Annotated in this window: 27 protein-coding genes; 13 read left to right on the plus strand and 14 right to left on the minus strand. The window is 72.5% G+C overall.

The window, feature by feature from the left end; translation table 11 throughout:
- Nucleotides 1-3 precede the first annotated feature (3 nt).
- Nucleotides 4-384, minus strand: coding sequence for a DoxX family protein (locus IE290_RS11095; protein ID WP_191244461.1), 381 nt, complete (start codon nucleotides 382-384; stop codon nucleotides 4-6).
- Between the two features lie 92 nt (nucleotides 385-476).
- On the opposite strand from IE290_RS11095, the gene IE290_RS11100 reads away from it, so the two are divergent.
- From IE290_RS11100 to IE290_RS11115, 4 genes are all read left to right on the plus strand, one after another.
- The gene (locus IE290_RS11100) at nucleotides 477-686 is read left to right on the plus strand and encodes a hypothetical protein (RefSeq protein ID WP_191244462.1); all 210 of its coding nucleotides are present in this window, start codon (nucleotides 477-479) and stop codon (nucleotides 684-686) included.
- Entirely contained in the window at nucleotides 676-1,164 is a 489-nt protein-coding gene (locus IE290_RS11105) for a flavin reductase family protein (RefSeq protein ID WP_191244463.1), read from the plus strand. The genes IE290_RS11100 and IE290_RS11105 overlap by 11 nt, the downstream gene beginning before the upstream one ends.
- Before the next feature lie 69 nt (nucleotides 1,165-1,233).
- Nucleotides 1,234-1,800 (plus strand): dihydrofolate reductase family protein, encoded by a 567-nt coding sequence (locus IE290_RS11110; protein WP_191244464.1) that lies wholly within the window; start codon nucleotides 1,234-1,236, stop codon nucleotides 1,798-1,800.
- Nucleotides 1,801-2,029: 229 nt separating this feature from the next.
- Nucleotides 2,030-2,308 (plus strand): hypothetical protein, encoded by a 279-nt coding sequence (locus tag IE290_RS11115; protein WP_191244465.1) that lies wholly within the window; start codon nucleotides 2,030-2,032, stop codon nucleotides 2,306-2,308.
- Nucleotides 2,309-2,473: 165 nt separating this feature from the next.
- On the opposite strand, the gene IE290_RS11120 is transcribed toward IE290_RS11115, so the two are convergent.
- Nucleotides 2,474-2,953: an Lrp/AsnC family transcriptional regulator gene (locus tag IE290_RS11120; RefSeq protein ID WP_191244466.1), complete on the minus strand. Its 480-nt coding sequence runs from the start codon at nucleotides 2,951-2,953 to the stop codon at nucleotides 2,474-2,476.
- A gap of 131 nt (nucleotides 2,954-3,084) precedes the next feature.
- On the opposite strand from IE290_RS11120, the gene IE290_RS11125 reads away from it, so the two are divergent.
- A complete protein-coding gene (locus IE290_RS11125) occupies nucleotides 3,085-5,397 on the plus strand; it encodes a thiamine pyrophosphate-binding protein (RefSeq protein ID WP_191244467.1) in 2,313 nt (770 codons plus the stop codon).
- On the opposite strand, the gene IE290_RS11130 is transcribed toward IE290_RS11125, so the two are convergent.
- Nucleotides 5,394-5,951, minus strand: a complete 558-nt coding sequence (locus IE290_RS11130) for a maleylpyruvate isomerase family mycothiol-dependent enzyme (protein WP_229874400.1) — start codon at nucleotides 5,949-5,951, stop codon at nucleotides 5,394-5,396. The genes IE290_RS11125 and IE290_RS11130 overlap by 4 nt on opposite strands.
- A 263-nt stretch (nucleotides 5,952-6,214) precedes the next feature.
- Between IE290_RS11130 and IE290_RS11135 the strand changes: the two genes are divergently transcribed.
- The gene (locus tag IE290_RS11135) at nucleotides 6,215-7,822 is read left to right on the plus strand and encodes an ABC-F family ATP-binding cassette domain-containing protein (protein WP_191244468.1); all 1,608 of its coding nucleotides are present in this window, start codon (nucleotides 6,215-6,217) and stop codon (nucleotides 7,820-7,822) included.
- 63 nt (nucleotides 7,823-7,885) lie between these two features.
- Complete coding sequence (locus IE290_RS11140) at nucleotides 7,886-8,746, plus strand: RNA polymerase sigma-70 factor (RefSeq protein ID WP_191244469.1); 861 nt, start codon at nucleotides 7,886-7,888, stop codon at nucleotides 8,744-8,746.
- A 1-nt stretch (nucleotide 8,747) separates the two neighbouring features.
- Here IE290_RS11140 and IE290_RS11145 read toward each other — a convergent pair whose 3' ends face one another.
- Nucleotides 8,748-9,485 carry an AfsR/SARP family transcriptional regulator gene (locus IE290_RS11145; protein ID WP_191244470.1) on the minus strand — a complete coding sequence of 246 codons (738 nt, stop codon included), beginning with the start codon at nucleotides 9,483-9,485 and terminating at the stop codon, nucleotides 8,748-8,750.
- A 94-nt stretch (nucleotides 9,486-9,579) separates the two neighbouring features.
- On the opposite strand from IE290_RS11145, the gene IE290_RS11150 reads away from it, so the two are divergent.
- Complete coding sequence (locus IE290_RS11150) at nucleotides 9,580-10,557, plus strand: SMP-30/gluconolactonase/LRE family protein (protein WP_191244471.1); 978 nt, start codon at nucleotides 9,580-9,582, stop codon at nucleotides 10,555-10,557.
- 22 nt (nucleotides 10,558-10,579) lie between these two features.
- Here IE290_RS11150 and IE290_RS11155 read toward each other — a convergent pair whose 3' ends face one another.
- Complete coding sequence (locus IE290_RS11155) at nucleotides 10,580-11,491, minus strand: NADP-dependent oxidoreductase (protein ID WP_191244472.1); 912 nt, start codon at nucleotides 11,489-11,491, stop codon at nucleotides 10,580-10,582.
- Between the two features lie 83 nt (nucleotides 11,492-11,574).
- On the opposite strand from IE290_RS11155, the gene IE290_RS11160 reads away from it, so the two are divergent.
- A complete protein-coding gene (locus tag IE290_RS11160) occupies nucleotides 11,575-12,069 on the plus strand; it encodes a MarR family winged helix-turn-helix transcriptional regulator (protein ID WP_444541890.1) in 495 nt (164 codons plus the stop codon).
- Between the two features lie 86 nt (nucleotides 12,070-12,155).
- On the opposite strand, the gene IE290_RS11165 is transcribed toward IE290_RS11160, so the two are convergent.
- The 4 genes from IE290_RS11165 to IE290_RS37795 form a co-directional block, all read right to left on the minus strand.
- Nucleotides 12,156-13,793, minus strand: coding sequence for an ABC-F family ATP-binding cassette domain-containing protein (locus tag IE290_RS11165; RefSeq protein ID WP_191244473.1), 1,638 nt, complete (start codon nucleotides 13,791-13,793; stop codon nucleotides 12,156-12,158).
- A 91-nt stretch (nucleotides 13,794-13,884) separates the two neighbouring features.
- Nucleotides 13,885-14,301, minus strand: a complete 417-nt coding sequence (locus tag IE290_RS11170; RefSeq protein WP_191244474.1) for a TA system VapC family ribonuclease toxin — start codon at nucleotides 14,299-14,301, stop codon at nucleotides 13,885-13,887.
- The gene (locus tag IE290_RS11175; RefSeq protein WP_191244475.1) at nucleotides 14,298-14,525 is read right to left on the minus strand and encodes an antitoxin; all 228 of its coding nucleotides are present in this window, start codon (nucleotides 14,523-14,525) and stop codon (nucleotides 14,298-14,300) included. The genes IE290_RS11170 and IE290_RS11175 overlap by 4 nt, the downstream gene beginning before the upstream one ends.
- A gap of 23 nt (nucleotides 14,526-14,548) precedes the next feature.
- Complete coding sequence (locus tag IE290_RS37795) at nucleotides 14,549-14,950, minus strand: SMP-30/gluconolactonase/LRE family protein (protein ID WP_229874401.1); 402 nt, start codon at nucleotides 14,948-14,950, stop codon at nucleotides 14,549-14,551.
- A 70-nt stretch (nucleotides 14,951-15,020) separates the two neighbouring features.
- Here IE290_RS37795 and IE290_RS11190 point away from each other — a divergent pair, with 70 nt between their 5' ends.
- The 3 genes from IE290_RS11190 to IE290_RS11200 all read left to right on the plus strand — a co-directional run bounded on the left by IE290_RS11190 (nucleotide 15,021) and on the right by IE290_RS11200 (nucleotide 17,422).
- A complete protein-coding gene (locus tag IE290_RS11190; RefSeq protein ID WP_229874496.1) occupies nucleotides 15,021-15,992 on the plus strand; it encodes a helix-turn-helix transcriptional regulator in 972 nt (323 codons plus the stop codon).
- Nucleotides 15,993-16,085: 93 nt separating this feature from the next.
- On the plus strand, nucleotides 16,086-16,412 hold the full coding sequence (locus tag IE290_RS11195) for a hypothetical protein (protein WP_191244477.1): 327 nt from the start codon (nucleotides 16,086-16,088) through the stop codon (nucleotides 16,410-16,412).
- Nucleotides 16,413-16,417: 5 nt separating this feature from the next.
- Nucleotides 16,418-17,422 carry a hypothetical protein gene (locus IE290_RS11200; protein WP_191244478.1) on the plus strand — a complete coding sequence of 335 codons (1,005 nt, stop codon included), beginning with the start codon at nucleotides 16,418-16,420 and terminating at the stop codon, nucleotides 17,420-17,422.
- A gap of 436 nt (nucleotides 17,423-17,858) precedes the next feature.
- Here IE290_RS11200 and IE290_RS11205 read toward each other — a convergent pair whose 3' ends face one another.
- Nucleotides 17,859-18,443, minus strand: coding sequence for a TetR/AcrR family transcriptional regulator (locus IE290_RS11205; RefSeq protein ID WP_191244479.1), 585 nt, complete (start codon nucleotides 18,441-18,443; stop codon nucleotides 17,859-17,861).
- Nucleotides 18,444-18,532: 89 nt separating this feature from the next.
- On the opposite strand from IE290_RS11205, the gene IE290_RS11210 reads away from it, so the two are divergent.
- The gene (locus IE290_RS11210; protein ID WP_191244480.1) at nucleotides 18,533-19,735 is read left to right on the plus strand and encodes a cytochrome P450; all 1,203 of its coding nucleotides are present in this window, start codon (nucleotides 18,533-18,535) and stop codon (nucleotides 19,733-19,735) included.
- A gap of 177 nt (nucleotides 19,736-19,912) precedes the next feature.
- Here the strand turns inward: IE290_RS11210 and IE290_RS11215 are convergent, their stop codons facing one another.
- From IE290_RS11215 to IE290_RS11230, 4 genes are all read right to left on the minus strand, one after another.
- A complete protein-coding gene (locus IE290_RS11215; RefSeq protein ID WP_191245123.1) occupies nucleotides 19,913-20,710 on the minus strand; it encodes an alpha/beta hydrolase family protein in 798 nt (265 codons plus the stop codon).
- Nucleotides 20,711-20,780: 70 nt separating this feature from the next.
- Complete coding sequence (locus tag IE290_RS11220; RefSeq protein WP_191244481.1) at nucleotides 20,781-21,821, minus strand: LLM class flavin-dependent oxidoreductase; 1,041 nt, start codon at nucleotides 21,819-21,821, stop codon at nucleotides 20,781-20,783.
- Nucleotides 21,821-22,327 carry an SRPBCC family protein gene (locus IE290_RS11225; RefSeq protein WP_191244482.1) on the minus strand — a complete coding sequence of 169 codons (507 nt, stop codon included), beginning with the start codon at nucleotides 22,325-22,327 and terminating at the stop codon, nucleotides 21,821-21,823. Before IE290_RS11225 ends, IE290_RS11220 begins: the two co-directional genes overlap by 1 nt.
- Before the next feature lie 57 nt (nucleotides 22,328-22,384).
- Nucleotides 22,385-22,885, minus strand: a complete 501-nt coding sequence (locus IE290_RS11230; protein WP_191244483.1) for a winged helix-turn-helix transcriptional regulator — start codon at nucleotides 22,883-22,885, stop codon at nucleotides 22,385-22,387.
- Between the last annotated feature and the right edge of the window lie 3 nt (nucleotides 22,886-22,888).

Raw genomic sequence — 22,888 nt, forward strand, 5'->3', positions numbered from 1 at the left:
ACCTCAGAACGGCTGGAAACCGAAGCGGCCGAGCGCGACGAACGCCGCGATCGCGAGGTAGATCAGGTTCAGCACGGCGAACCGGGCGCCGCCGTCGTAGCGGAGGTGCGTGATCATCGCGCCGATCATCAGCGCGATCCAGCACACCGCGGTCACCGGCACCAGCACCGGCGCGATCCCGGTCAGCGCGGGCAGGATCAGCCCGATCGCCGCGAGGATCTCGAGCACGCCGAGCGTCCGCACCAGCCCTTCGGGGGCGTCACCGGTCCACTCGCCGCCGTGCGCCGCGGCCAGCTTCCGCACCGGCAGGAACGACTTGGTGAAGCCCCCGGTGAGGGCGACGGCGGCGAGCACCCCGGCGGCGATCCACAGGGCGACGTTCATGGGAGTTCTCCTTCGTAGTCCGAGTTCGCCCACCAGACACCGCGACCGCGCCCGGTGTGACACGACGCCCGGTGCGATGTTCCAATCACTTCATGTCGGAGAACCGCAGGGCATTGCGCGCCGCGCTGGGGTGGACGGCGCTGCTAGTGCTCCAGGTGTTGCTGGGCCTCGCCTGGGGCGGCGAGCTGGGCTGGGGCCGGCTGGTCTGGCCCGCGCTCTTCGCGCCGCTCGCGCTGTTCTGGTGGGTCCGCTGGGTGCGCTGCCGCCGGCTGGTCGCGGTAGAACTGAGCCGTGGCACCTGAAGGATTCGAGACCGTCGTCGGGGCGCTGGATTACCCCATGTTCGTCGTGACGACCACCGACGGGCGGCGGCGCGCCGGCTGCCTCGTCGGGTTCGCCGCGCAGTGCAGCATCGACCCGCCGCGGTTCATGGTGTGGCTGTCGAAGAACAACCACACCTTCGAAGTCGCCGCCCGGGCCGCCACGCTCGTCGTGCACCGGCTCGACGCCTCGGCCCGCGAGCTGGCCGAGCTGTTCGGCAGCCACACCGGGTTCGACACCGACAAGTTCACCCGCTGCGCGTGGCATCCCGGCCCGGGCGGCGTCCCGGTGCTCGACGACTGCGCCGGCTGGTTCGCGGGCGAGATCCTGTCCCGGCACGACACCGGCGACCACGTCGGCCTGCTGCTGCGCCCGGTCGACGGCACCACCGCCGCCGGCCTCGGCCCCCAGCTGGGGTTCCAGTCGGTGCGCGACCTCTCCCCGGGAAACGAGGCCTAGAAACCTGTCGAAACGCGGTGCGGCCGTCCGACGTGATGGTGAGACACACCCGAGCGGAAGGACGGTTCGATGGCAACGACCCGGCTCTACATGTCCATGTCGCTGGACGGCTACATCGCCGGCCCCGACGACCGTCCCGGCCAGGAGCTGGGGCGCGGCGGCGGGCGGTTGTTCAACTGGCTGGACCACCGCCACTCCCCCGGCCCGGACGGCCAGGTGTTCGGCGAGGCGATGGCCACCCGCGCCGTGATCGCCGGGCGGCGCACGTTCGAGCTCGCCGGGCGCTGGCAGGGCGACCACCACGACGGCGTGCCGATCCACGTCCTGACCCACCACGTCGATCCCGGCGACGAGCCGCCGGGCAGCGCCCGGTTCTACACCGACGTGGCCGCCTGCGCCGACGACGCCCGGGCCGCCGCGGGCGATCACGCGATCCTGGTGCACGGCGCGGGCGCGGCGCAGGCGCTGCTCGCCGCGGGGCAGCTCGACGAGCTGGAGATCCACCTCGTCCCGGTCCTGCTCGGCGCGGGCCGCCGCCTGTTCGGCTCGCGCGAGGACGCCCCGGTCGAGCTCGAACAGATCCGGCGGCTGGACGGCCACGGCGTGACGCACCTGCGGTACCGGGTCGTCGGGTAGCGCCCGGCCAGCGGGAACCGGCCGGTATTCTGCCCGCCCCGATCACGGGTCTCGGCGATCGGGGCGGGGTCGTGTTAATCTTGCGCCGTGCAGCGCCTGACGTCCCAGCGACTCGTAACCCGGCGCGCCGGCTGAACCCAGGTCGCCGGCGCGCAGTTCGGCGATCGCTTCTCTTCTTCGGGACCTGGCCCGGATCCATCCGGTTTTTCGATGTTCCTGGAGATCCGCCATGTCCGTCAGCACGTTCGACACCCCGGCCCCCCGTTCGGCTCTGCTCGTCCGGCGCCGGATCGCCACGTACTTCACCGGCGGGGCCACGCAGGTCCCCGCCCTGATCGGCGCGTTGTCCCAGCAGGGCCGCCCGGTGCACGAACTGTCGGTCGACATCCGCGAGGGCGTCCGGGAGAGCAGCATGGTCTGCGCGGTCCTGCTGCCGGGCGAGGAGATCGACCACCTGCTGGCCCGCCTGCGCGAGCTGCCGGCGGTGGTTTCAGCCGAGCTGGCGTGAGCCGGGCCACGCACCGAACACCGGAAATCCCCCAGGGCGGTTCGCCTAGGTGTATTCGGCCAGGACGTTGGTGGTGGGGAGAGCCTCTGGTCGGGGTGTGGCCACAACGCAGTCGGCGGCCCCCACCCATCAGCCGCCTGCCACCAACCTGATGGCCAAGTCCACCTAGGACGGTTCCGCCGCTTGCCGGAGCAGCGGCGTGATCCGGTAGCCGAGGAGCTGGCGCATCACCAGGGCGGTGTTCGTGCGCTCGACGCCGGGGATGGCGAGGATCAGCCCGGCGATGCGGTAAAGGTCGTCGGCGTCGCGGGCGACCACCTGGATCATCAGGTCGACCGGGCCGGAGATCCCCTGCACCTGCAGCACCTCGGGCACGCCGGCGAGTGCGGCGGCGACCTCGTCGAGCAGCCGTTGGGTCACCTGCGCCGTGATGAACGCCGACAGCGGATACCCCAGCGCCGCCGGGGAGATCCGGCGTTCGAACGAGTCCAGCGCGCTGCTCTCCAGCCGCGCGAGGCGGGATTGGGCGGTGTTGCGGGAGATTCCCGCCCGGTCGGCGAGGGCCAGCGTGGTCGCGCGCGGGTGCTCGGCCAGTTCCAGCAGGATCCGGGCGTCCACCGCGTCGACCGGGCCGTCATGGGGCATTCTGCTCGCCTCTCGATCCGTGCGGAAGCCCGCGATTGGGCACTTTGCTCAACTTCGGGCCGGACTGTTGAGCATCAGTCCAGCAGGTTGCTTCACTGTGAGCAACCTGCACCCCGGATCGAGGATGGCCGATGAGCGACCCCGCCGTCACCCCGCTGGACACCGACGTGCTGCGCGCGGTCGAGGACCGGGTGCTGTGGCTGTCCAGCGCGATCATCCACCACGCCAACCGGGTGCGGCCCAACCCGTCGGGACTGAAGGTCGGCGGCCACCAGGCGTCGTCGGCGTCGATGGTCTCGATCATGACGGCGCTGTGGTTCAACCACCTCCGCCCGCGGGACCGGGTTTCGGTCAAGCCGCACGCCTCGCCGGTGCTGCACGCGATCAACTACCTGCTTGGCGAGCTGGACGCCTCCTACCTGCCGCGGCTGCGCGAGTTCGGCGGGCTGCAGAGCTATCCCAGCCGCACCAAGGATCCCGACCCCGCCGACTACTCCACCGGCTCGGTCGGCATCGGCGCCACCGCCCCCATCTGGGGCGCGGTCTCCCGGCGCTATGTCGACACCGCGTTCGGCGGCGCGGGCACCGGCCGCCAGTACTCCCTCGTCGGCGACGCCGAACTGGACGAGGGCGCGGTGTGGGAGGCGGTGCTCGACCCGGGTGTGGCCGAGCTGGGTGAGATCGTCTGGATCGTCGACCTCAACCGCCAGTCCCTGGACCGGATCGTGCCCAACATCGCCGCCGGCAAGCTCCAGGGCATGTTCGCCGCCGCGGGCTGGCAGGTCATCAAGCTCAAATACGGCCGCCTCCTGGAGGAACTGTTCACCCGCCCCGGCGGAACCGAACTGCGGCAGCGCATCGACGCGATGACCAACCCCGAATACCAGCGCCTGCTGCGCTGCGACGCGACCGAACTGCGCCGTCGCCTGCCCGGCGAGGGGCCGGGCGCGAAGGCCATCGCCGCACTCGTCGCGGGCCTCGACGACACCGCCTTAGTCGAGGCGATCGCCAACCTCGGCGGCCACGACGTCACCGCGCTGGACCAGGCTTTCGGCGAGATCGACGACACCCGCCCGACCGTGATCTTCGCCTACACCATCAAGGGCCACGGCCTGGCGACCAAGGGCCACCCGCAGAACCATTCCGCGCTGCTGTCCGACGCCCAGATGCGCGAGCTGGCCGACCGGCTCGGCGCCGACCTCGACGACCCGTGGCGCGCCTTCCCTGAGGGCACCCCGGAGCACGCGCTGTGCCGGCGGACCGCGCAACGCCTGCGCCGCCCGGAAATCCCCACCGTCGCACCACCGCCGGTGCCCGCGGACTTCGGCCGCACCCCCACCGGCACCGCCACGACGCAGGCCGCGCTCGGCCGCGCCCTGCTCGACCTCACCCGCGAAGCGCCCGAGACCGCCCGCCGGGTCGTGACCGTGAGCCCGGACGTCAGCTCCACCACGAACCTGGGCGGCTGGGTCAACAAGGTCGGCGTGTGGTCGGTGCAGGAACGCCCGGACTGGTTCGCCGACGACGCCGAAACCATCCTGCACTGGCGGGAAAAGCCCACCGGGCAACACATCGAGCTGGGCATCGCCGAGACCAACCTGGTCAGCCTGCTCGGCGAACTGGGCGCCACCTGGAGCCGCTGGGGCCAGCCCCTGCTGCCCATCGGCGTGCTCTACGACCCGTTCGTCGAACGCGCGCTGGAACCGTGGTCCTACGGCATCTACGCGGGCGGGCAGTCGATCCTCATCGGCACCCCGTCCGGCGTGACCCTCGCGCCCGAGGGCGGCGCGCACCAGTCGATCAAGACGCCGTCGATCGGGCTGGAGCAACCCGGTTGCCTCACCTACGAACCGGCGTTCGCCCTCGATGCCGAGTGGACACTGCTGGCCGCCCTCGCCCAGCTCGGCAAACCCGGCGGCAGCTCCGCGTACCTGCGGCTGTCCACCCGCCCCGTCGACCAGACGCTGGCCGCCGTGCCCGGCGACCCGGCTGCCCGCGAACGCCGTCGCCGCCAGGTCGTCGCCGGCGCCTATCCCCTGCGCCGCACCGAGAACGCCGCGGTGACGATCGCCGCGATGGGCGCGGTGGTGCCCGAGGCCCTCGACGCCGCGGCGCGCCTGGACCAGATCGGCGTTCCCGCCGACGTCGTGTGCGTGACGAGCCCAGATCTGCTCCACCGCGCGCTTCGCGCCCGCCAAGGCCACGAACACGCCGATACCTGGGTCCTCGACCAGGTCTTCCCGGCCGACCGCGCCACGCCGCTGGTGACCGTCCTCGATGGACACCCGCACACGCTGTCGTTCCTCGCCACCGTCAACCGGGTGCGCACGACCGCGCTGGGCGTCACCCGCTTCGGCCAGTCCGGTTCACTGGAGGACGTCTACCGGCACCACGGCCTGGACAGCGACAGCATCGTCCGCGCGGCGCTCGACGTCACCGCCTAACGCAGGCCGGTGAGGTGCGCCCGCGCGGCGGGGCGGCCCGCGAACAGCAGCATGATCGCCCACGCCGGGCCGCTCACTTCGGGGCCCTCGCCCACTGACCAGCCGTTGTCGGTCGCGCGGTAGTGGTACCCGCCGAAACGGCGGCGGGCGTGGAACATCCGCGGCTTGGCCCACAGCCGCTGCGCGACGTGCGCGGCGGCTTCCGGCGGCACAGCGAGGTGTTTGCCCGACGGCAGCGCGATGTCCAAGCCGTGCACGAGGATGTCGAGCAGTACCTCGTGCACGCCGATGCTCGGCGGGGTGCGCCGGTACCCGGCGAGGGCGCGGATCTCCGTGGCGAGCCCGTCCGTGCCCGGGTAGGCGCACGCGGAATCGTGGATCGCGCGATTCACGTCGCCGCGCGCCCGGATCGCGGCGGCCAGCGCGTCCCGGAGGCTGGTCCGGTACTGGGTGGCCAGGTGGGCCGCGACGTCGCGCACCGTCCACCCCTCGCACAGCGACGGGCGGGCCCATTCGTCGCCGGTCAGCTCGTCCAGCAGGTCCGCGATCGCCACGCGCTAGGTGTCGATGGCCCGCCACAGGTCGGCGTCGTCCATGACACTGAATCGTGCGGGCCGGGCCGGGCGTTATAGCCGTGCGGTGATCGCTGGAGCTGCTATGATCAAAGTGGAGTGACTCGTGCGAAGGAGACCCCACGTGGCAGGTGAAGACGACATCTCCGGGTGAGTCCCGGAGCTAGCTGGCCACCGGCAGGCATTGCCGTCGTGGCCGTCTTGTCGTCCACTCGTTCCGCCACGCATTCCGAGGTTTCTTCGTCATGTCCGATGCTCGTATCGTCGTGTCCGGCCTGTCTTTTTCCTGGCCGGACGACACCCCCGTGTTCGACCAGCTGTCCGTCACCGTCCCGGACGGGCGCACCGGTCTGGTCGCGCCCAACGGCGCCGGGAAGTCCACCCTGCTCCGGCTCGTCGCCGGTGAGCTGCGGCCGTCGGCGGGCAGCGTGTCCGTGGACGGGCTGCTCGGGTACCTGCCGCAGGATCTGCCGCTGACCGGCGACCTCACCGTCGCCGAGGTACTCGGCATCGCGCCGGTGCTGCGGGCGCTGGCCGCGGTCGAGGCCGGTGACGTGGCCGAGGAGCACTTCACCACGATCGGCACCGACTGGGACGTCGAGGAGCGCACGCGCGCCCAGCTGGACCGGCTCGGCCTCGGCCACGTCACGCTGGACCGGCGGCTGGACACCTTGTCCGGCGGGCAGATCGTGTCGCTCGGGCTGGCCGCCCAGCTGCTCCGGCGGCCCGACGTGCTGCTTCTCGACGAGCCCACCAACAACCTCGACCTGGACGCCCGGCGCCGCCTCTACGCCGTGCTCGACGACTGGTCCGGCTGCATGCTCGTGGTGAGCCACGACCGCGCGCTGCTCGACCGGATGGACCGCATCGCGGAACTGGAGGCCGGCGGGATCACCTTCTACGGCGGCAATTTCACCGAATACGAGCAAGCCGTGCAGGCCGCGCGCGAGGTCGCCGAGAAGAACATCCGCAACGCCGAGCAGGAGGTCAAGCGGGAGAAGCGCGAGATGCAGCAGGCCCGGGAGCGGGCCGCGAAGCGGGCGAGCACCGCGCAGCGCAACATCGCCAGCGCCGGGCTGCCGAAGATCGTCGCCGGGACGCTGAAGCGCAACGCGCAGGAGTCGGCGGGCAAGGCCGACGGCACGCACGCGGCGCGGGTCAGCGCGGCGAAGGCGAAGCTGGACCAGGCGGAGCGGTCGCTGCGGGAGGACCAGAAGATCGTCCTGGAACTCCCCCGGACGGCGGTGCCCGCGGGGCGGACGCTGTTCCTCGGCGAGGGTCTGCGGAAGCGGGAGTTGTTCGGCGCGGGCGTGGACCTGGCCGTGCGCGGGCCGGAACGGATCGCGCTGACCGGGCCCAACGGGTCGGGCAAGTCGACGTTGCTGCGGCTGGTCAGCGGTGATCTGGAGCCGGACGCCGGTTCGATCCGGCGGGCGGACGGGCGGGTCGCGTACCTGTCGCAGCGGCTGGACCTGCTCGACGACGACCGCACGGTGGCGGAGAACCTGGCCGCTGCCGCGCCCGGCATGCTTCCGGCCGATCGGATGAACCTGCTGGCGCGCTTCCTGTTCCGCGGCGCGCGGGCGCACCTGCCGGTGCGGGCCCTCTCCGGTGGCGAACGCCTGCGCGCGACGCTGGCGTGCGTGCTGTTCGCCGAGCCCGCGCCGCAGTTGCTGTTGCTCGACGAGCCGACGAACAACCTCGACCTGGTGAGCACCGGCCAGCTGGAGGCCGCGCTGAACGCCTACCGGGGCGCGTTCGTGGTCGTCAGCCACGACGAGCGTTTCCTGGCCGGCATCGGCGTCGAGCGCCGCCTGCACCTGGCCGGGGGACGGTTGCTGGAGGCGGCGTGAACCGGGATGTCACATCCGCGCGCCGGGCGGTGTCTGCATGACGAGCGACCCGAGGAGGAACCCGTGACCGACCCGTTCGTCACCCATCGCAGCCTGCTGTTCACCGTGGCCTACGAGATGCTCGGCTCGGCGGCCGACGCCGAGGACGTGGCGCAGGAAACCTGGCTGCGCTGGGCCGATGTGGACCAGGCGGAGGTGCGCGACCCGCGGGCGTACCTGGTCCGGGTGGTGACGCGGCAGGCGCTGAACCGGCTGCGGTCGGTGTCCCGGCGGCGTGAGGACTACATCGGGGAATGGCTGCCCGAGCCGCTGCTGACCACGCCGGACGTGGCCGAGGACGTGGAGCTGGCGGAGAACGTCTCGATCGCGATGCTCACCGTGCTGGAGACGCTCGGGCCGGCCGAGCGGGCGGTGTTCGTGCTGCACGACGTGTTCGACCTGTCGTACGCCGAGGTCGCCGAGGCGGTCGGCAAGAGCACCGCGGCGGTGCGGCAGATCGCGCACCGGGCGCGCGAGCACGTCGCCGCGCGGCGGCCGCGGATGCAGGTGGACCGGGCGCAGCAGCAGGCGGCCGTGGAGCGCTTCCTGGCCGCCGTGTCCAACGGTGACGTGCGCGCGCTGGTGGACGTGCTGGCTCCGGACGTGGTGGTGATCTCCGACGGCGGTGGCGTGGTGCCGGCCGCGCGCAAGCCGGTCATCGGCGCCGAGCGGGTCGCGACGCTGCTCGCCCACGCCGCCGAGCGCACCGGCTTCACCGCGAGCGCCACCTGGGTCAACGGGATGCCGGGCGTCCGGCTCGACGTCGAGGGTTCGGCCGCCGCGCTGAGCCTGGTGGTCGAGGACGGCCGGATCACCCGGATCTACGGGATCAACAACCCGCACAAGCTGGGCTGGCTGGACAAGGTGGCGCAGCTGCGGCGGTGACTCACCCGGGCGCGAGCAGGGCCGGGTCCTGGCGGAGGATCGCCACCTCCAGTCCGCGCAGGCCCGGCCCCGGCTCGAGGCCCAGTTCCTCGGCCAGGGTGCTGCGCGCGGCCCGGTAGACGCCGAGCGCCTCGACCTGGCGCCCGGTGCGGTAGAGCGCGAGCATCAGCTGTCCGCGCAGCCGTTCGCGCAGCGGGTGGGCCTCGACCAGCGCCTCCAGTTCGCCGACCAGCTCCGGGTGGCGGCCGAGCGCGAGGTCCGCGCCGATCCGCTCCTCCAGCGCCGACAGGCGCAGCTCGTCGAGGGCCGCGATCGCGGGCTGCGCGAACGGCTGGGCGCGGAACTCCGCCAGCACGGGACCGCGCCACAGCCGCAGGGCCCGGCGCAGCAGGTCCGCGCGTTCCCGGGGGCCGGCGCCGGCCGCGGCGTCGACGAGCACGCGGAACCGGTTCGCGTCGATGTCGGCCGCGGCCGCGGTCAGCGCGTAACCGGGCGGCCGCGTGCGGATCAGGGCACCGCCGAGCCGCTTGCGCAGGTTCGACACCAGGCCCTGCAGCGCGGTGCCCGCCGTCGGCGGCGGGTTGCCCTGCCACAGCTCGTCGGTGAGCCGGTCGGTGGCGACCACCTGCCCGGCGTGCACGACCAGGAGGGCCAGCAGCGCCCGCCCGCGGCCGCGGGGCAACGGCACGAGCTCGCCGGTGTCGCGCACCTCCAGCGGACCCAGGATGCGGAACTCCATCGGACCTCCCGGGGGATTCGTTAGCGATCCCTTAGCGGCCTTTCCCATAATTCGCTGCTTCGCAGGTGTCCGTAACAGCGAGGAGGTGGACGCGATGCGTTGTGGACGGATCCTCGTCGCCGCGGTGGCCGCCACACTGGCGTTGCCCACGGCCGTAGCGGCCGCGGCGAGCCCGGTGCAGACGTTCGTCACGTTCGACCCGGCGGCCGGGGAGTTCCCCGAGGGGGTCGCGTTCGACAAGACCGGGAACCTGTACGTGAGCCTGCTCCCGGCGAGCCAGATCCGGCGGATCACCCCGGACGGCACCCAGTCGGTCGTGGCCGATTTCGGCACCGCGGGCGGCGCCGGGCCGGCCGGGCTCGCGGTGGCGCCGAACGGCACGATCTACGCGGCCGAGCCGGCCATCGACCTGCAGACCGCTCAGACGAACCCGGACAAGCGCGGCGTGTACCGGGTCGGCCGGGACGGCACGCCGGTCCGCCTGCCCGGCACCGGGGCCATCGTGTTCCCCAACGACCTGCGGCTGGACAAGCACGGCACGGTGTACGTGACCGATTCGGCCGGCGGTTCGGTGTGGCGGATCCCGAAGGGCGGCAGTGCCCAGCTGTGGGCCGACGGCCCGCTGCTGGCGGGCACCGGCGCGGCCGGAGCCGGGTTCCCGATCGGCGCGAACGGCATCGCGGTGCTGCGGGAGGAGGTCATCGTCGCCAACACCGACCTCGGTGCGCTGGTGCGGATCCCGATCCGGCGGGACGGCAGCGCGGGCACGCCGTCGGTGCTGGTGTCCTCGCCGCTGCTGGTCGGTGTGGACGGTCTGGCGCTGGACGTGCACGGCGGGATCTACGCCGTGGTCGGGACGCAGAACCTGGTGCTGCGCATCGACCGCGACGGATCGATCACGACGCTGGCCACCGCGGCCGAGGGGCTGAACCAGCCGAGCACCGCGGCGTTCGGCACCGGCCGGGCCGGGAACAAGACGCTCTACATCGCGAACTTCTCGCTGTTCTCCCCCGCCCCGACACCCGGCGTGCTCACGCTGGAAGTCGGCGTCCCGGGACGCCCACTTCCCTAGCGCGCCGCCGCGAGCGGGCCGGTCAGGGCAGCAGCACCGTTTTGCCGGCGAGCTTCCCGGCCGCGGCCTCCTCGTGGACCGCGGCCAGCTCGCTCAGCGGGCGGCGGTCGGCGACGTGGATGCGCAGCCGCCCGGCGTCGACCTCCTCGGCGAGGTGCCGGAGCTGCGCGGCGTCGCTGCGGACGAAGACGCGGGCGGCGCGCACGCCGCGGGACTCGTCCGGCTCCGGCGGCGTCGCGCTGGTCACCACGATCCCGCCGTCGCGCACCAGCGCGGTCAGCTCCGGCGGGGTCTCCGGCGCCAGGTTCACCACCACGTCGACCGGTTCGCGCACCGCGTCCCAGTCGCCGTGGCCGACGACCTGTGCGGCGCCGTAGGACCGCAGCCGGCCGGCGTGCGCATCGCGTGCCGTGCCGACGACTGTCGCCCCGGCCCGGGCCGCCAGCTGCACCGCGTATCCGCCGACGGCGCCGCCCGCGCCGTTGACCAGCACGCGCTGCCCGGCCCGCACCTCGCCCAGCTCGAACAGGGCCTGCCAGGCGGTGAGACCCACCACCGGGAGGGCCGCGGCGTCGGCCGCCGGGACCGACTCCGGCGCGGCGGTGAGCGCCTCGGCCGGGGCGAGGACGTACTCGGCGGCCGCGCTGCCGTCGATGATCGGCAGGAAGCCGATCACCGCGTCGCCGCGCCGGAAGCCGGTCACGCCGTCGCCGGTCTCCGCGACGGTGCCGGACACGTCGACGCCCGGGATGTGGGGCAGGCGCAGCGGGAAGGCCTCGCGCAGCTCACCCGCGCGGAGCAGGGCGTCGACGGGATTGAAGCTGGTGCCCGCGACCTGGATCAGGACCTGACCCGGCCCGGGCTCCGGCCGCTCCGCCTCCTCGTGACGCAAGACTTCGGCTCCGCCGTACTCGTGGTACCGCACTGCTCGCATGATCTCTCCTCGATTCTTGCTCCGAATTCGAAGCATATCGAGACCGTACCACGCTTCGAAGTCGAAGCAAGTAGACTCCGGACGTGAGCCACGACGCACTGGACGCCGAGCAGCTGGACACCTACTTCGCGCTGATGGAGGTCAGCAGCCTCCTGCAGCACGCGGTGGAGCAGCAGTTGCGCGCCACCGGGCCGCTCAGCTGGGTGCAGTTCCAGGTCCTCGCCCGGCTCGCGAACTCGCCCGGCGGCAGCCAGCGGATGACGGACCTGGCCGACGGGGTCGTCTACAGCCGCAGCGGGCTGACCTACCAGGCGGGGCTGCTGGACAAGGCCGGGCTGGTCACGCGGCGCCAGTCCGAGGACGACGAGCGCAGCGTGACGGTGACGATCACCGACGCCGGCCGGGACATGGTGGCGCGCGTGCTGCCCGGGCACGTCGAGGTGGTGCGGACGATGCTGTTCGAGGGGCTGTCGCGGCGGGACCTCACCACGCTGGGCGGCATCCTGAGCGGGGTGCGCGAGCGGATGCGCGCGGCACCCCCGCGCTCGGCGAGGCCCCGCCGCAAGCCGAAGGCCTGACCGGGCTGGGGAAGGTGCGCCCGGCGCTGGGGATCACACGGCCGGCCAGTCCGCGCGGAGGCGTGCGAGCCGCGTGCGCCACCGGATCAGAGCTCCGTGACCTTGCCCTCCGCGACCTCCAGCCGCCGGGTCAGCGAGACCGCCTCCAGCATGCGCCGGTCGTGGGTCACCAGCAGCAGGGTGCCCGGGTAACCGTCCAATGCGGACTCCAGCTGCTCGATCGCCGGGAGGTCGAGGTGGTTGGTCGGCTCGTCGAGCACCAGCAGGTTCACCCCGCGCGCCTGCAGCAGCGCCAGCGCCGCCCGCGTGCGCTCGCCCGGGGACAGCGTCGCGGCGGGGCGGAGCACGTGCGCGGCCGCCAGGCCGAACTTCGCCAGCAGCGTCCGCACGTCGGCGTCGGCCAGTTCCGGCACCTCCCGCGCGAACGCCTCGGCCAGCGGCAGGTCGCCGAGGAACAGCCGTCGCGCCTGGTCGACCTCGCCGACCCGCACCCCCGGCCCCAGCGACGCCACCCCGTCGTCCAGCGCGGCCCGGCCGAGCAGCGCCGCGAGCAGCGTCGACTTCCCGGCCCCGTTCGCGCCGGTGATCGCCACCCGGTCGGCCCAGTCGATCTGCAGGTCGACCGGCCCGAGCGTGAACTCGCCGCGCCGCACCACGGCACCCCGCAGCGTCGCCACGACCGCACCCGCCCGGGGCGCCGCGGCGATCTCCATGCGCAGCTCCCACTCCTTGCGCGGCTCCTCGACGACCTCCAGCCGCTCGATCATCCGGTCGGTCTGGCGGGCCTTCGCGGCTTGCTTCTCGGTGGCCTCGGCGCGGAACTTGCGCCCGGCCTTGTCGTTGTCCCCGGCCTTGCGCCGCGCGTTGCGGACGCCCTTTTCCATCCACGCCCGCTGCGTGCGCGCCCGCGTCTCCAGCGCCGCGCGGGTCGCCGCGTACTCCTCGTAGTCCTCCCGCGCGTGCCGCCGCGCCACGGCGCGCTCCTCCAGGTACGACTCGTACCCGCCGCCGTAGAGCCGCACCTGCTGTTGCGGCAGGTCCAGCTCCAGCACCTGGTCGACGGTCCGGGCGAGGAACTCGCGGTCGTGGCTGACCAGCACGGTCGCCGCGCGCAGCCCGGTGACGAACCGCTCGAGCCGGGCCAGGCCGTCGAGGTCGAGGTCGTTGGTGGGCTCGTCGAGCAGGAACACGTCGTAGCGGCTGAGCAGGAGCGACGCCAGCCCGGCGCGGGCCGCCTGCCCGCCGGACAGCGAGGTCATCGGCTGGTCGAGGCCGACCGAGAGCCCCAGCTCCACGGCCACCTCCTCGGCCCGGTGGTCGAGGTCCGCGCCGCCCAGTGCCAGCCACCGGTCGAGCGCGGCGGCGTAGCGGTCGTCGGCCCCGTCGGTGCCCGCGGTGAGGGCCTCGGTCGCCGCGTCCAGCTCGGCCTGCGCGGCGGCGACGGAGGTGCGCCGGGCGAGGAACTCGCGCACCGTCTCGCCCGGCCGGCGCTCCGGCTCCTGCGGCAGGTACCCGACGGTCGCGCCGGGCGGGGTGAGCCGGACCTCGCCGGCTTCGGGCTGGTCCACCCCGGCGAGGATCCGCAGCAGCGTGGACTTGCCCGCGCCGTTGACGCCGACCAGCCCGACGACGTCACCGGGCGCCACCACCAGGTCGAGACCGGAGAAGAGGGTGCGGTGCCCGTGGCCCGCGGTCAGGTCCTTGGCCTGGAGGGTCGCACTCACCCGGCCACCCTAACCGTGGGCTTCGAGGTCACGGATGAGCCCCTGGGCGGGGCAAGTAGGCGTCGGCGGCGACGTTGACCAGCCCGGAGGGTCAGGCCTGGAACTGGAACGGGATCGCCGGGAGGAGATCCGTGACATCGGGGTGCAGTTTCGCGAGCCCCTGGTCGAAGGTCACCAGCCGGCCACCGTGAGCGCGGGCCAGTTGCGCGAGATAAGCGTGGGTGACCTGGCGGTGTCCGAACACGCCGTCCATCGGCACTTCGCTGTAGGACACCGAGTCCGGCCAAAAGTTGTGCCGTTCGTTGCTCCGCAAGGCGGCGAGTACCGCCTTCGCATCAACCGCCGTCTGGCCTTCACGCAGGAGCAAACGGATCAGGCTTCCCTCCGTCACGGGGCAGGTGGCGAAGTCGTCGTCCACGCCGGTGAACCACGCTTCGGCCGATTGGTGGTGGACGTGGTCGGCCACCACCAGCGCGATGAGCACGTTGGCATCGAGCAGGTTCGTCACTCGTCGTCGTCCAGGGAGCGCACGTCGTCGGTCGTGATGATCTTGCCCAGGCTGACCACCGGCAGCCCCGTCGCGGGACTCCGCGACACCTCCGGCGACTTGCCCTGGCCGAGGCCACGACGCATGAGCTCCGCGACGATCTCGCTCAGCGTCCGAGACGTGTCGCGGGCTATCGACAGCGCCTGTTGGTGGAGATCTTCGGGAAGATCGATCGTCGTTCGCACCTCTGCATCATAGCATCTGCGCATCATGATGCAGAGATGCTATGCAGGTGGTCCGGTCGCGCGTCCCATGCCATCGCTCCCGCCCAGAACCGGCCGGACCCATCGGCGACCCCGTCGTTCATGCGCATCGACTCCGGGACCACCCGCGCGAGCCACCGCACCCCGTCGTCCAGGATCGCGATCCCCCGCCCGGCCGCGGCGATCCACCCGCCATCGGCCGCCGAGCACACCGTCCACTCCGGACTCGGTAGTCCAGCGGCTCGGCGCCGGCGTTGTAGTGGATGCCGGTGCTCGACCTGCAGGCTCGCCGCCAGCGGGAGCGGCCTCAGCGGACAGTGCGGCGCGAGCAGCGCGTCGAAGATCTCGGCGCCGGGGATGGGTGCGTCCAGATCAATTGTCAGTTGATGCTCGCGGTCGGAGCCCACCGCACGCACCGGACGGGCCGCCGGGTGATGATGTCCCCGTTTCCGGGTGGCAGGAGGAACCGTGGTGGCGATGGTGCTGGCTGGGTTGGTGTCGGAGGCGGCCGCGGAGGCGTACGAACGCCTGCACGCCGCGGGTGAGATCCCGGCCGGGTCCGGGGCAGGCCGGTTCGACCTCGACGACCCCGCCGGCCGGGAACTGCTCGACGCCGGGCTCGTCTCGATGGCCGGCACGGGCGACCAGCGGTATGTGCGCGTGGTGCACCCGGTGATCGCGTTGCGCCGGTTGATCGACCGGCAGCACCGGCACCTGTCGGCGCTGCAGGCGAGCCTGGCGGAGTCGTGGGAGCGGTTCGCCGACGTGGTCGCCCCGACCACCGGCCTGTCGCAGGACGCGCTCGACGGTGAGGACGTCCAGGCGGTCCGCGATCCGGCCGAGATGTCCCGGCTGGCGGCGGGGCTCTACCGCTCCCCGCGCCGCCTCCTCCGCGCCACCTTCAACGCCCGGTCCGGCCACAACCCGACCACCGAGGGCCTGCTCCTGCCGCCGCCCGACGCCATCGCCGCCGGGGTGGAGTTCCGCATGCTCTACGACACCGAGCACGCCTCGGACGAGTGGGGTTCGCACAGCATCGAGGAGTCCGTCCGCGCCGGCGAGCAGGCTCGCATCCGGCGGTCGGTGCCGGTGAAGATGATGCACGTCGACGACCACGTCGCGCTGGTCACGATCGACCGCACGGGCGCCGACGGCGCGCTGCTGATCCGCTCCCCCGCCCTGCTCGGCCTCCTCGCCGAGTGGTTCGACGCGCTCTGGCACGCGCCGGACACCACGACCATCGGCGAGGCGGCCCCGGCCGAGCTCACCCCCGCCCGCCACAAGGTCCTGCACCTGCTGGCGGCCGGCCTCACCGACGAGGCGATCGCCCGCCAGACCGGCACCGCGGTGCGCACGGTCCGCCGCCACGTCGGCGCGATCCTGGAGATCCTGCAGGTCGACAGCCGGTTCGCCGCCGGAGTGGCCGCCGTCCGCCGCGGCTGGTTGTGACCGCAACCGGACATTGTCCGGAATGGACCTGTACGGCCGCCCCGTCCGCGCGGCACACTCGCCCGGTCGCTGGGAGCGTGGAGGGAAGCTGGGTTGAGCAACGGCTACGAGGTCGACCTGAGCAGTCTGGAGGCGGCGGGCAAGGCCCTCACCGAGGCGGCCGGCTGGGCGCAGGACGTCGCGGGACGGGTGCACAAGTGCCGGGCGAACGTCCAGTTCACCGACGGGTCCACCTTGGACGAGCTGTTGCGCGGGGACACCGAGAACCTGCCGCTGCGCAAACTCGAAGGGGTCATCGCGCGGATGACCGACCTCGTCGAGCGCCGCCAGGTGCACGTCAAGGACGAACTGGAGTACGCAGGACAGGCCATGCTGAAGATCAAGGCGCTGTACGCCCGCGCCGACGGCCAGGACGGCTGACCGCCTTGAGCGCGTACGAGGAGTACCGGGAACAGCTGTTCGCCGAGTTCCTGCGACTGGCCGGGGTCATCGAGGAGTGTGCGAAGATCCTGCTCCAGCAGTCGCCGCCACCGGTGATCGAGGGGGTGGGCACCCAGACCGAGGAATACGTCCGGAACCTGTCGATCGACGCGGCGAAGAAGAAGGACGTGGTCTGGGAGGCCTACTCCCTGCTCGGCGAACTGCACGGCTACCAGGGCGGTGCGGCCGGGGCCGCCGACGAGGCCCGGCGCGAATTGGCCGCGGCGAACGTGACCGTCGACGACGTGGACGAGAAGTTCACCACCGCGACCGGCAACCTCGCCGAGTGGACCGGGTCGGCCGCCCGCGCGGTGACGAGCAGGCTCAACGACCTGAAGGCGTTCGTCGGGAACCAGTCCGCCTACGCGGCGTACCTGGACAAGGTGCTCGAGCAGTACGCGCTGCTCGTGCGCACCGGTGAGGACAACGCCGAGAAGCTCGCGGCGAACATCACCAAGGCCCTCGCCGACGCGCAGAAGGACCGCACGACGGCGAAGGTCGAGTTCGCGCTGAACATGTTCTACGGCACCGCCGGACTGGTCTCCGCCGCCAAGTCCGGGGACGTGGTGAGCGGGGTCGAGAACGTGGCGAAGGTCGTCGGCGAGATCAAGCAGCTGACGAAGACCTGGGAGGAGACCGACCCGCAGCGCATCATGGCCCAGTTCCGGGCCGACGTGCGCGCGGCGCGGAACAACCTGGCCGAGGCCGGCGACCGGCTCGCCGGCCACTTCACGGCGATGCTCGAGGACATGGCCAAGGAGAACGGCCGGACCTTCTTCAAGGACCCGAAACTCGGCCTGGACGTCACGAGCCCGAACTTCAAGCCGGCGCAGTTCCGGCTCAAGGAGGCCGCGAACTGGGACGAGTTCGCGCGCGCCGTGGAGAAGCTGCCCAAGGACCCGCCGGCGCCCGCCCGCGGCCCGATCGCGCAGCGGCTGGAGACCGGATAGCCCGGCGCGGTGTGGTCGTTATGGTTCCGGCGCCGGGGTAGCTGTTTCCTGCCGGGTGGCCCTGATCGCGACTGATCGCGGACTGATCGGGAGCATTACACCGCCGCGGGTGCGGGTGATCATCGGCGGTCTCGTTCTCGTGGCGGCGCTGTGCGCAGCCTTGGCGGTGTGGGCGGCGACCTCGGAGGTCTCGGCGGCCGGGATCACCTGCGACACGGCGCTGCACGAACCCGACCAGGACCCACGTCCGGCGCTGAGCACCGTGTGCGACAGCGGCCGGACAATGCGGCAGTTCACCGCGGCGGCGGGCGCAGCGGGCGGCCTCCCGTTCGGCGGCGCGGCGCTGGCGACGGGCATCCGCAGGCGGGGACCACGTACCCAGCGTTGGACGGCGACAGTCGCACCGCGGCGGCTCCGGGGTCCGATGGCGAGTGGATCAGCGCCCCACCGAACCCGCCGCGACCAGGTGCGGCCAGATCTCCGCCGCGATGCCCTCCGGCGTGCCGGGGCAGCCGCGGCGTAGCCAATCCATCACGGTCCCCAGCAGGGCGCCCGCCAGCAGCGCCGCCGCCGGGTCGTGCGGGATTTCCGCCGGGTCGTCGGCGTGGGTGGGGGCTCCGGTGCCGGTCAGGTGCACGTGGATGGCGATCGCGAGGCGGTGGTGCAGGTGGTTGATCACCCGGGCGCTGCCGGCGAGCAACGCGCCGTACAGCCGCGCGTGCTCCGCCACGTGCACGAAGATCCTGGCCAGCGCTTCGATCGGCGCGGGGTCCTCGTTCGGCAGCAGCACGTGCGCGGCGGCGACCAGCTCGTCGAACATGTCCGTGCACGCGGCCGCCGCGAGGTCGTGCACGTCGGTGTAGTGCTCGTAGAACGTGGAGCGGTTGACGTCCGCCCGCTTGGTCAGGTCGGAGACCGAGATCTGACCCAGGTCGCGCTCGGCGATCAGCTCCAGCAGCGCGGCCTCCAGCGCGGACCGTGACCGGCGGCTACGGCGATCGGGTACTTGCGGGGCGGACACCGGATCAGTCTAATGGGCTCCGACAGGTGTTGGAAAAACACCACATGTCGGAATGATTCGGGCGAAGTTCACCCGTCGAGGAGTCGCTGATGACCACCGCGGAACCCCGGAGCTACCCGTTCAGCCTGCCGGAGCGGCTGGACGTGGAGCCGATGTTCGCGAACCTGCGCGCGAACGAGCCGCTCAGCCGGGTCCGGCTGCCGTACGGCGAACCGGGCTGGCTGGCCACCCGCTACGAGGACGTGAAGGTCGTGCTCGGCGACCCGCGGTTCAGCCGCGCCGCGAGCCTCCAGCACGACGAACCCCGCATGCGGCCGCAGCCTTCGCAGTCCGGCGGCATCCTCAGCATGGACCCGCCGGACCACAGCCGCCTGCGCCGGCTGGTCACGAAGGCCTTCACAGTGCGGCGGATCGAGCAGTTGCGGCCACGGGTGCGGGAGATCGCCGACGGGTTGGTCGACGCGATGCTCGACCAGGGGCCGCCCGCCGACCTGGTCGAGGCGTTCGCGCTGCCGGTGCCGGTGACCGTGATCTGCGAGCTGCTCGGCGTGCCCTACGAGGACCGCGTGGACTTCCGCCACTGGTCCGACGCGTTCCTGTCCACCACGAAGTTCACCCCCGAGGAGGTGGTGGACTGCACCGGCAGGATGCACGCCTACCTGGAGGGCCTGATCGCCCAGCGCCGCGCCGAGCCGCGCGACGATCTGCTCAGCGGGCTGGTCGCCGCGCGCGACAACGAGGATCGTCTGTCCGAAGAGGAACTGGTGATGCTCGCGATGGCGTTGCTGGTCGCCGGGCACGAGACGACCGCGTCACAGATCCCCAACTTCGTCTACACGCTGCTGACGCACCCCGAGCAGCTCGCCGTGCTTCGCGCGGATCTGAGCCTGGTGCCGAAGGCTGTCGAGGAGCTGATGCGGTTCGTGCCGCTGGGGCTCGGCGCCGGCATCGCCCGGTACGCGACGGAGGACATCGAGCTGGGTGGGGTGCTGGTGCGCGCGGGCGAGGCCGTGCTGCCCGCGCTGGCGTCGGCGAACCGGGACGAACGGGTCTTCGCCGACCCCGACGAACTCGACCTGCGCCGCCAGGACACCTCGCACATCGGCTTCGGCCACGGCGTGCACCACTGCCTGGGCGCGCCCCTGGCCCGCATGGAGCTGCAGGTCGCGCTCGACACGCTGCTCCGCAGGCTGCCCGGCCTGCGCTTCGCCGACGGCGAGGCCGGCATCGACTGGAAGGAGGGGCTGTCCACGCGCGGCCCCGAGCGGATGATGCTGACCTGGGACCACTGACCGGGCCGCTCCCGCGGGCGCGGTGGGCGGAGGGAGCCGAGAAGCGTGAGGACCGGAGGGTACGCGCGGGCCACGGGCAGTGCCCACCAGGTCGAGCACCGGCCGGTCCAGCCGCGGCACCCGGGGCCTGGCGGAAGCCTCGCTCGGCGGCCAGGCCTGCCCGAGGGCCGCGGCTTGTCAGGCGGCGAGCTGCTTGGTGAACCACCGCGTCAGCACCTCGTCAACCGCCTTCGCTGTCGGCAGCTGAGGCGCGGGCTCCAGCCCCGGTTCCTCCGCCAGCGGGTGCGCCAGCTCCGGCACGTCGACCAGCTCGGCGTCCGCCAGCCGGGCGACCAGCGCGGCGGCGTCCGCACGCAGGTCCGGGTGGTCCTGCTCGCCGCTCACCAGCAGCAGCGGCACGTCCGCCGCCAGTTCGCCCGCGCGGGCGACGAAGTCGAACTCCTCCGCGACCCGGTGCGCCTCCTCCGTCCAGTGGTACGGGCGCCCGGCGAGGCCCTCGGTCAGCGGGACCACCGTGCGCAGCCGCACGGCGGGGTTGACCAGCGCCACCGCCCGCACCGCAACCGCTTGCGTGACCAGCACCCTCAGCGCCACCGCCCCGCCCAGCGACGCGCCGAGCACGCTCACCGGCGAGTCGTCGACCGGCAGCTGACGGCGCAGCGCCTCCAGCGCGGCCGGGAACTCCTCGGCCGCCTGCCGAGCGAACGGCGCCAGAAACGCCAGCAACGCGTCCTTCCGGGCGAGTTCGATCACCGCGTCGACCCGGCCGTCGACCATCCGCGCGCCGCACATCGGCATGCCCAGGTGCACCCGCCAGGCCGGCACCCCGCGCATCGGCAGCGCGGCCGCGAACGCCGCGTCCGTGCGTGGCGCGTCCAGCATGTGCCAGGTGACGATCAACGGCGCGGGACCGTCGACCTCCGGCGGCAGCGCCGTGTACGGCACGCCAGCGGCACTTCCGGTCAGAGTTTGCATGTCCACCCCCCGCGTCCACCTTAGACAGCGGGGACGGCGCCATGAAACCCCTTTCGCTGCAAGCGAAAACTCACACCGAACGCACCAGTTCGATCGCCTTCGCCAAGGTAGCCAGGCGTGCGTCCAGGGTGTCGCCGGCCGGGTAGAGGCGCACGGTGTCCACGCCGGCGTCGCGCCACACGCGCAACCGTTCGCGCACCATCGGTTCGGTGCCGATGAGCGTCGTGCCGAGCACCATCTCGTCGGTCACCAGCGCGGCCGCGCCGTCGCGATCCCCAGCCTGCCAACGATTCCGCACCTCGGCCGCCACCTCGGCCCAGCCCTGGCGGCTGTAGGCGCGGTTGTAGAAGTTGGTCGACGCCGAACCCATCCCGCCGAGGCTGAACGCCAGCTCCTTCTTCCGCCCGGCCACCATCGCCCGCAGCGCGTCCTCATCCGGCGCGAACGCGACCTCCGCGCCCTGGCACACGTCCAGATCCGCCCGCGTCCGCCCGCTCCGCGCGAGCCCTTCGTCCAGGTGGGCGAAATACGCGTCACCGGCGCCCTCGGGCACGAAACTGGTGCCCAGCCACCCGTCGGCGATCTCGCCGGTCAGCCGCAACATCGCCGGGGACAGGGTCGCCAAGTAGACCGGGATGTCGTGTTCGGCGCGCATGGACAGCCGCATCGGCACCGCGTCCCCACCCGCCAGCGGGATCGTGAACTCCTCACCGGAGTAGGAAATCTTGCCGCCCCCGAGCACGCGGCGCACGATCTCCACGGTCTCCCGCACCCGGGCCAGCGGCCGCGCGAACGGCACCCCGTGCAGGCCCTCGATCACCTGCGGGCCGGACGCGCCCAGCCCCAGCAGGAACCGTCCACCGGACAGATTGGACAGTGTGATCGCGGTCTGCGCCACCGCGACCGGTGTGCGCGTGCCAACCTGCATGATGCCGGACCCGAGCAGCATCCGTTCCGTGCGCGCGGCGAAGTAGCCGAGCGCGGACGGCCCGTCGGAGCCCCACGCCTCGGCGACCCAGCAGATGTCGAGGCCGAGTTTCTCCGCCTCCACCACGAAATCCGCGACCTCGCCGAAGCCCGCGGAGGCCTCGACGGTCGTCGCCGTGCGCATCAGGCTTCCGCCCGCTTCTTCAGGCGCTCCAGCGTCGCGGCCATGTTGCGCTCGAACTCGCGCATCCGCACGAAGACGATCTTCTGTTCCTTGTCCGGCATCCGGTCGATCGCCAGCGACAACCCGGACCGGCCCGGCCCCAGCCGCATCCACTGCGACAACTCCGTGCCGCCGTCGCGGGGTTCCACCCGGAACCGCCACGTCGCGCTGGGCTCGTCCGGATCCCCGACCGCCCAGGCGAACACCCGCGGCGGTTCGCACTCCACGACCTGCGAGGTGGCCGCCCACTCCCCCAGCGCGTCGTGCTTGCTGCGCCCGACGAACCGGGCGCCGGGCGCGGGACCGGTGGCGCCGTCGAGCCATTCGACGGACCGCAGCTCGTCGCTCATCTCCGGCATCAGCCCGATGTCGGACACCAGGGCCCACACCCGCTCGGGCGGCGCGTCGATCCAGGTGCGCACCTCCACGGTCGGGGTGTCCGCGTAGCGCGCGCCCCTCCACTCCATCGCCGGCCGTCCTCCTCGTCGTCGCGGGGTCCGGCCATCAGAGTTGCTTAATAAGACTTAGCTTGTCAAGAACCTGTCCCGCACGTCCGGCCTGCTTTTGAGCCGCTCCGGGAACCCGGGGCCGAGCCGCATCCGGGTCTCGTCGGCGCGCAGCGGCTCACCGCACCGCGCGCAGACGACCTCGGCGTGGGTGTCGTGGCCGCAGGGCTCGTGGTGGAAGGTGATCGGCGCGCCCTCGTCACCGGCGAGCCACCGGTCGCCCCACCGGGACAGCGCGGCCAGCACCGGGAAGAAGTCCCGGCCCTGCTCGGTGAGCAGGTACTCGTGGCGGCGGGGCTCGTCCTGGTAGGGCCGCCGCTCCAGCAGCCCCTGCTCGACGAGCCGGCGCAGCCGGTCGGTGAGCGTGTTGCGGGCGATTCCCAGGGACTGCTGGAAGTCGTCGAACCGGCGGACGCCGTAGAAGGCCTCGCGCAGCACCAGGGGCGTCCAGGCGTCGCCCAGCAGGTCGACGGTGCGGGCGATGGAGCACGGCCAGTTCGCGAACGACGTCCTCTTCATGCG

The organism is Amycolatopsis deserti, from assembly GCF_014653945.1.
Taxonomy (GTDB): Bacteria; Actinomycetota; Actinomycetes; order Mycobacteriales; family Pseudonocardiaceae; genus Amycolatopsis_E; species Amycolatopsis_E deserti.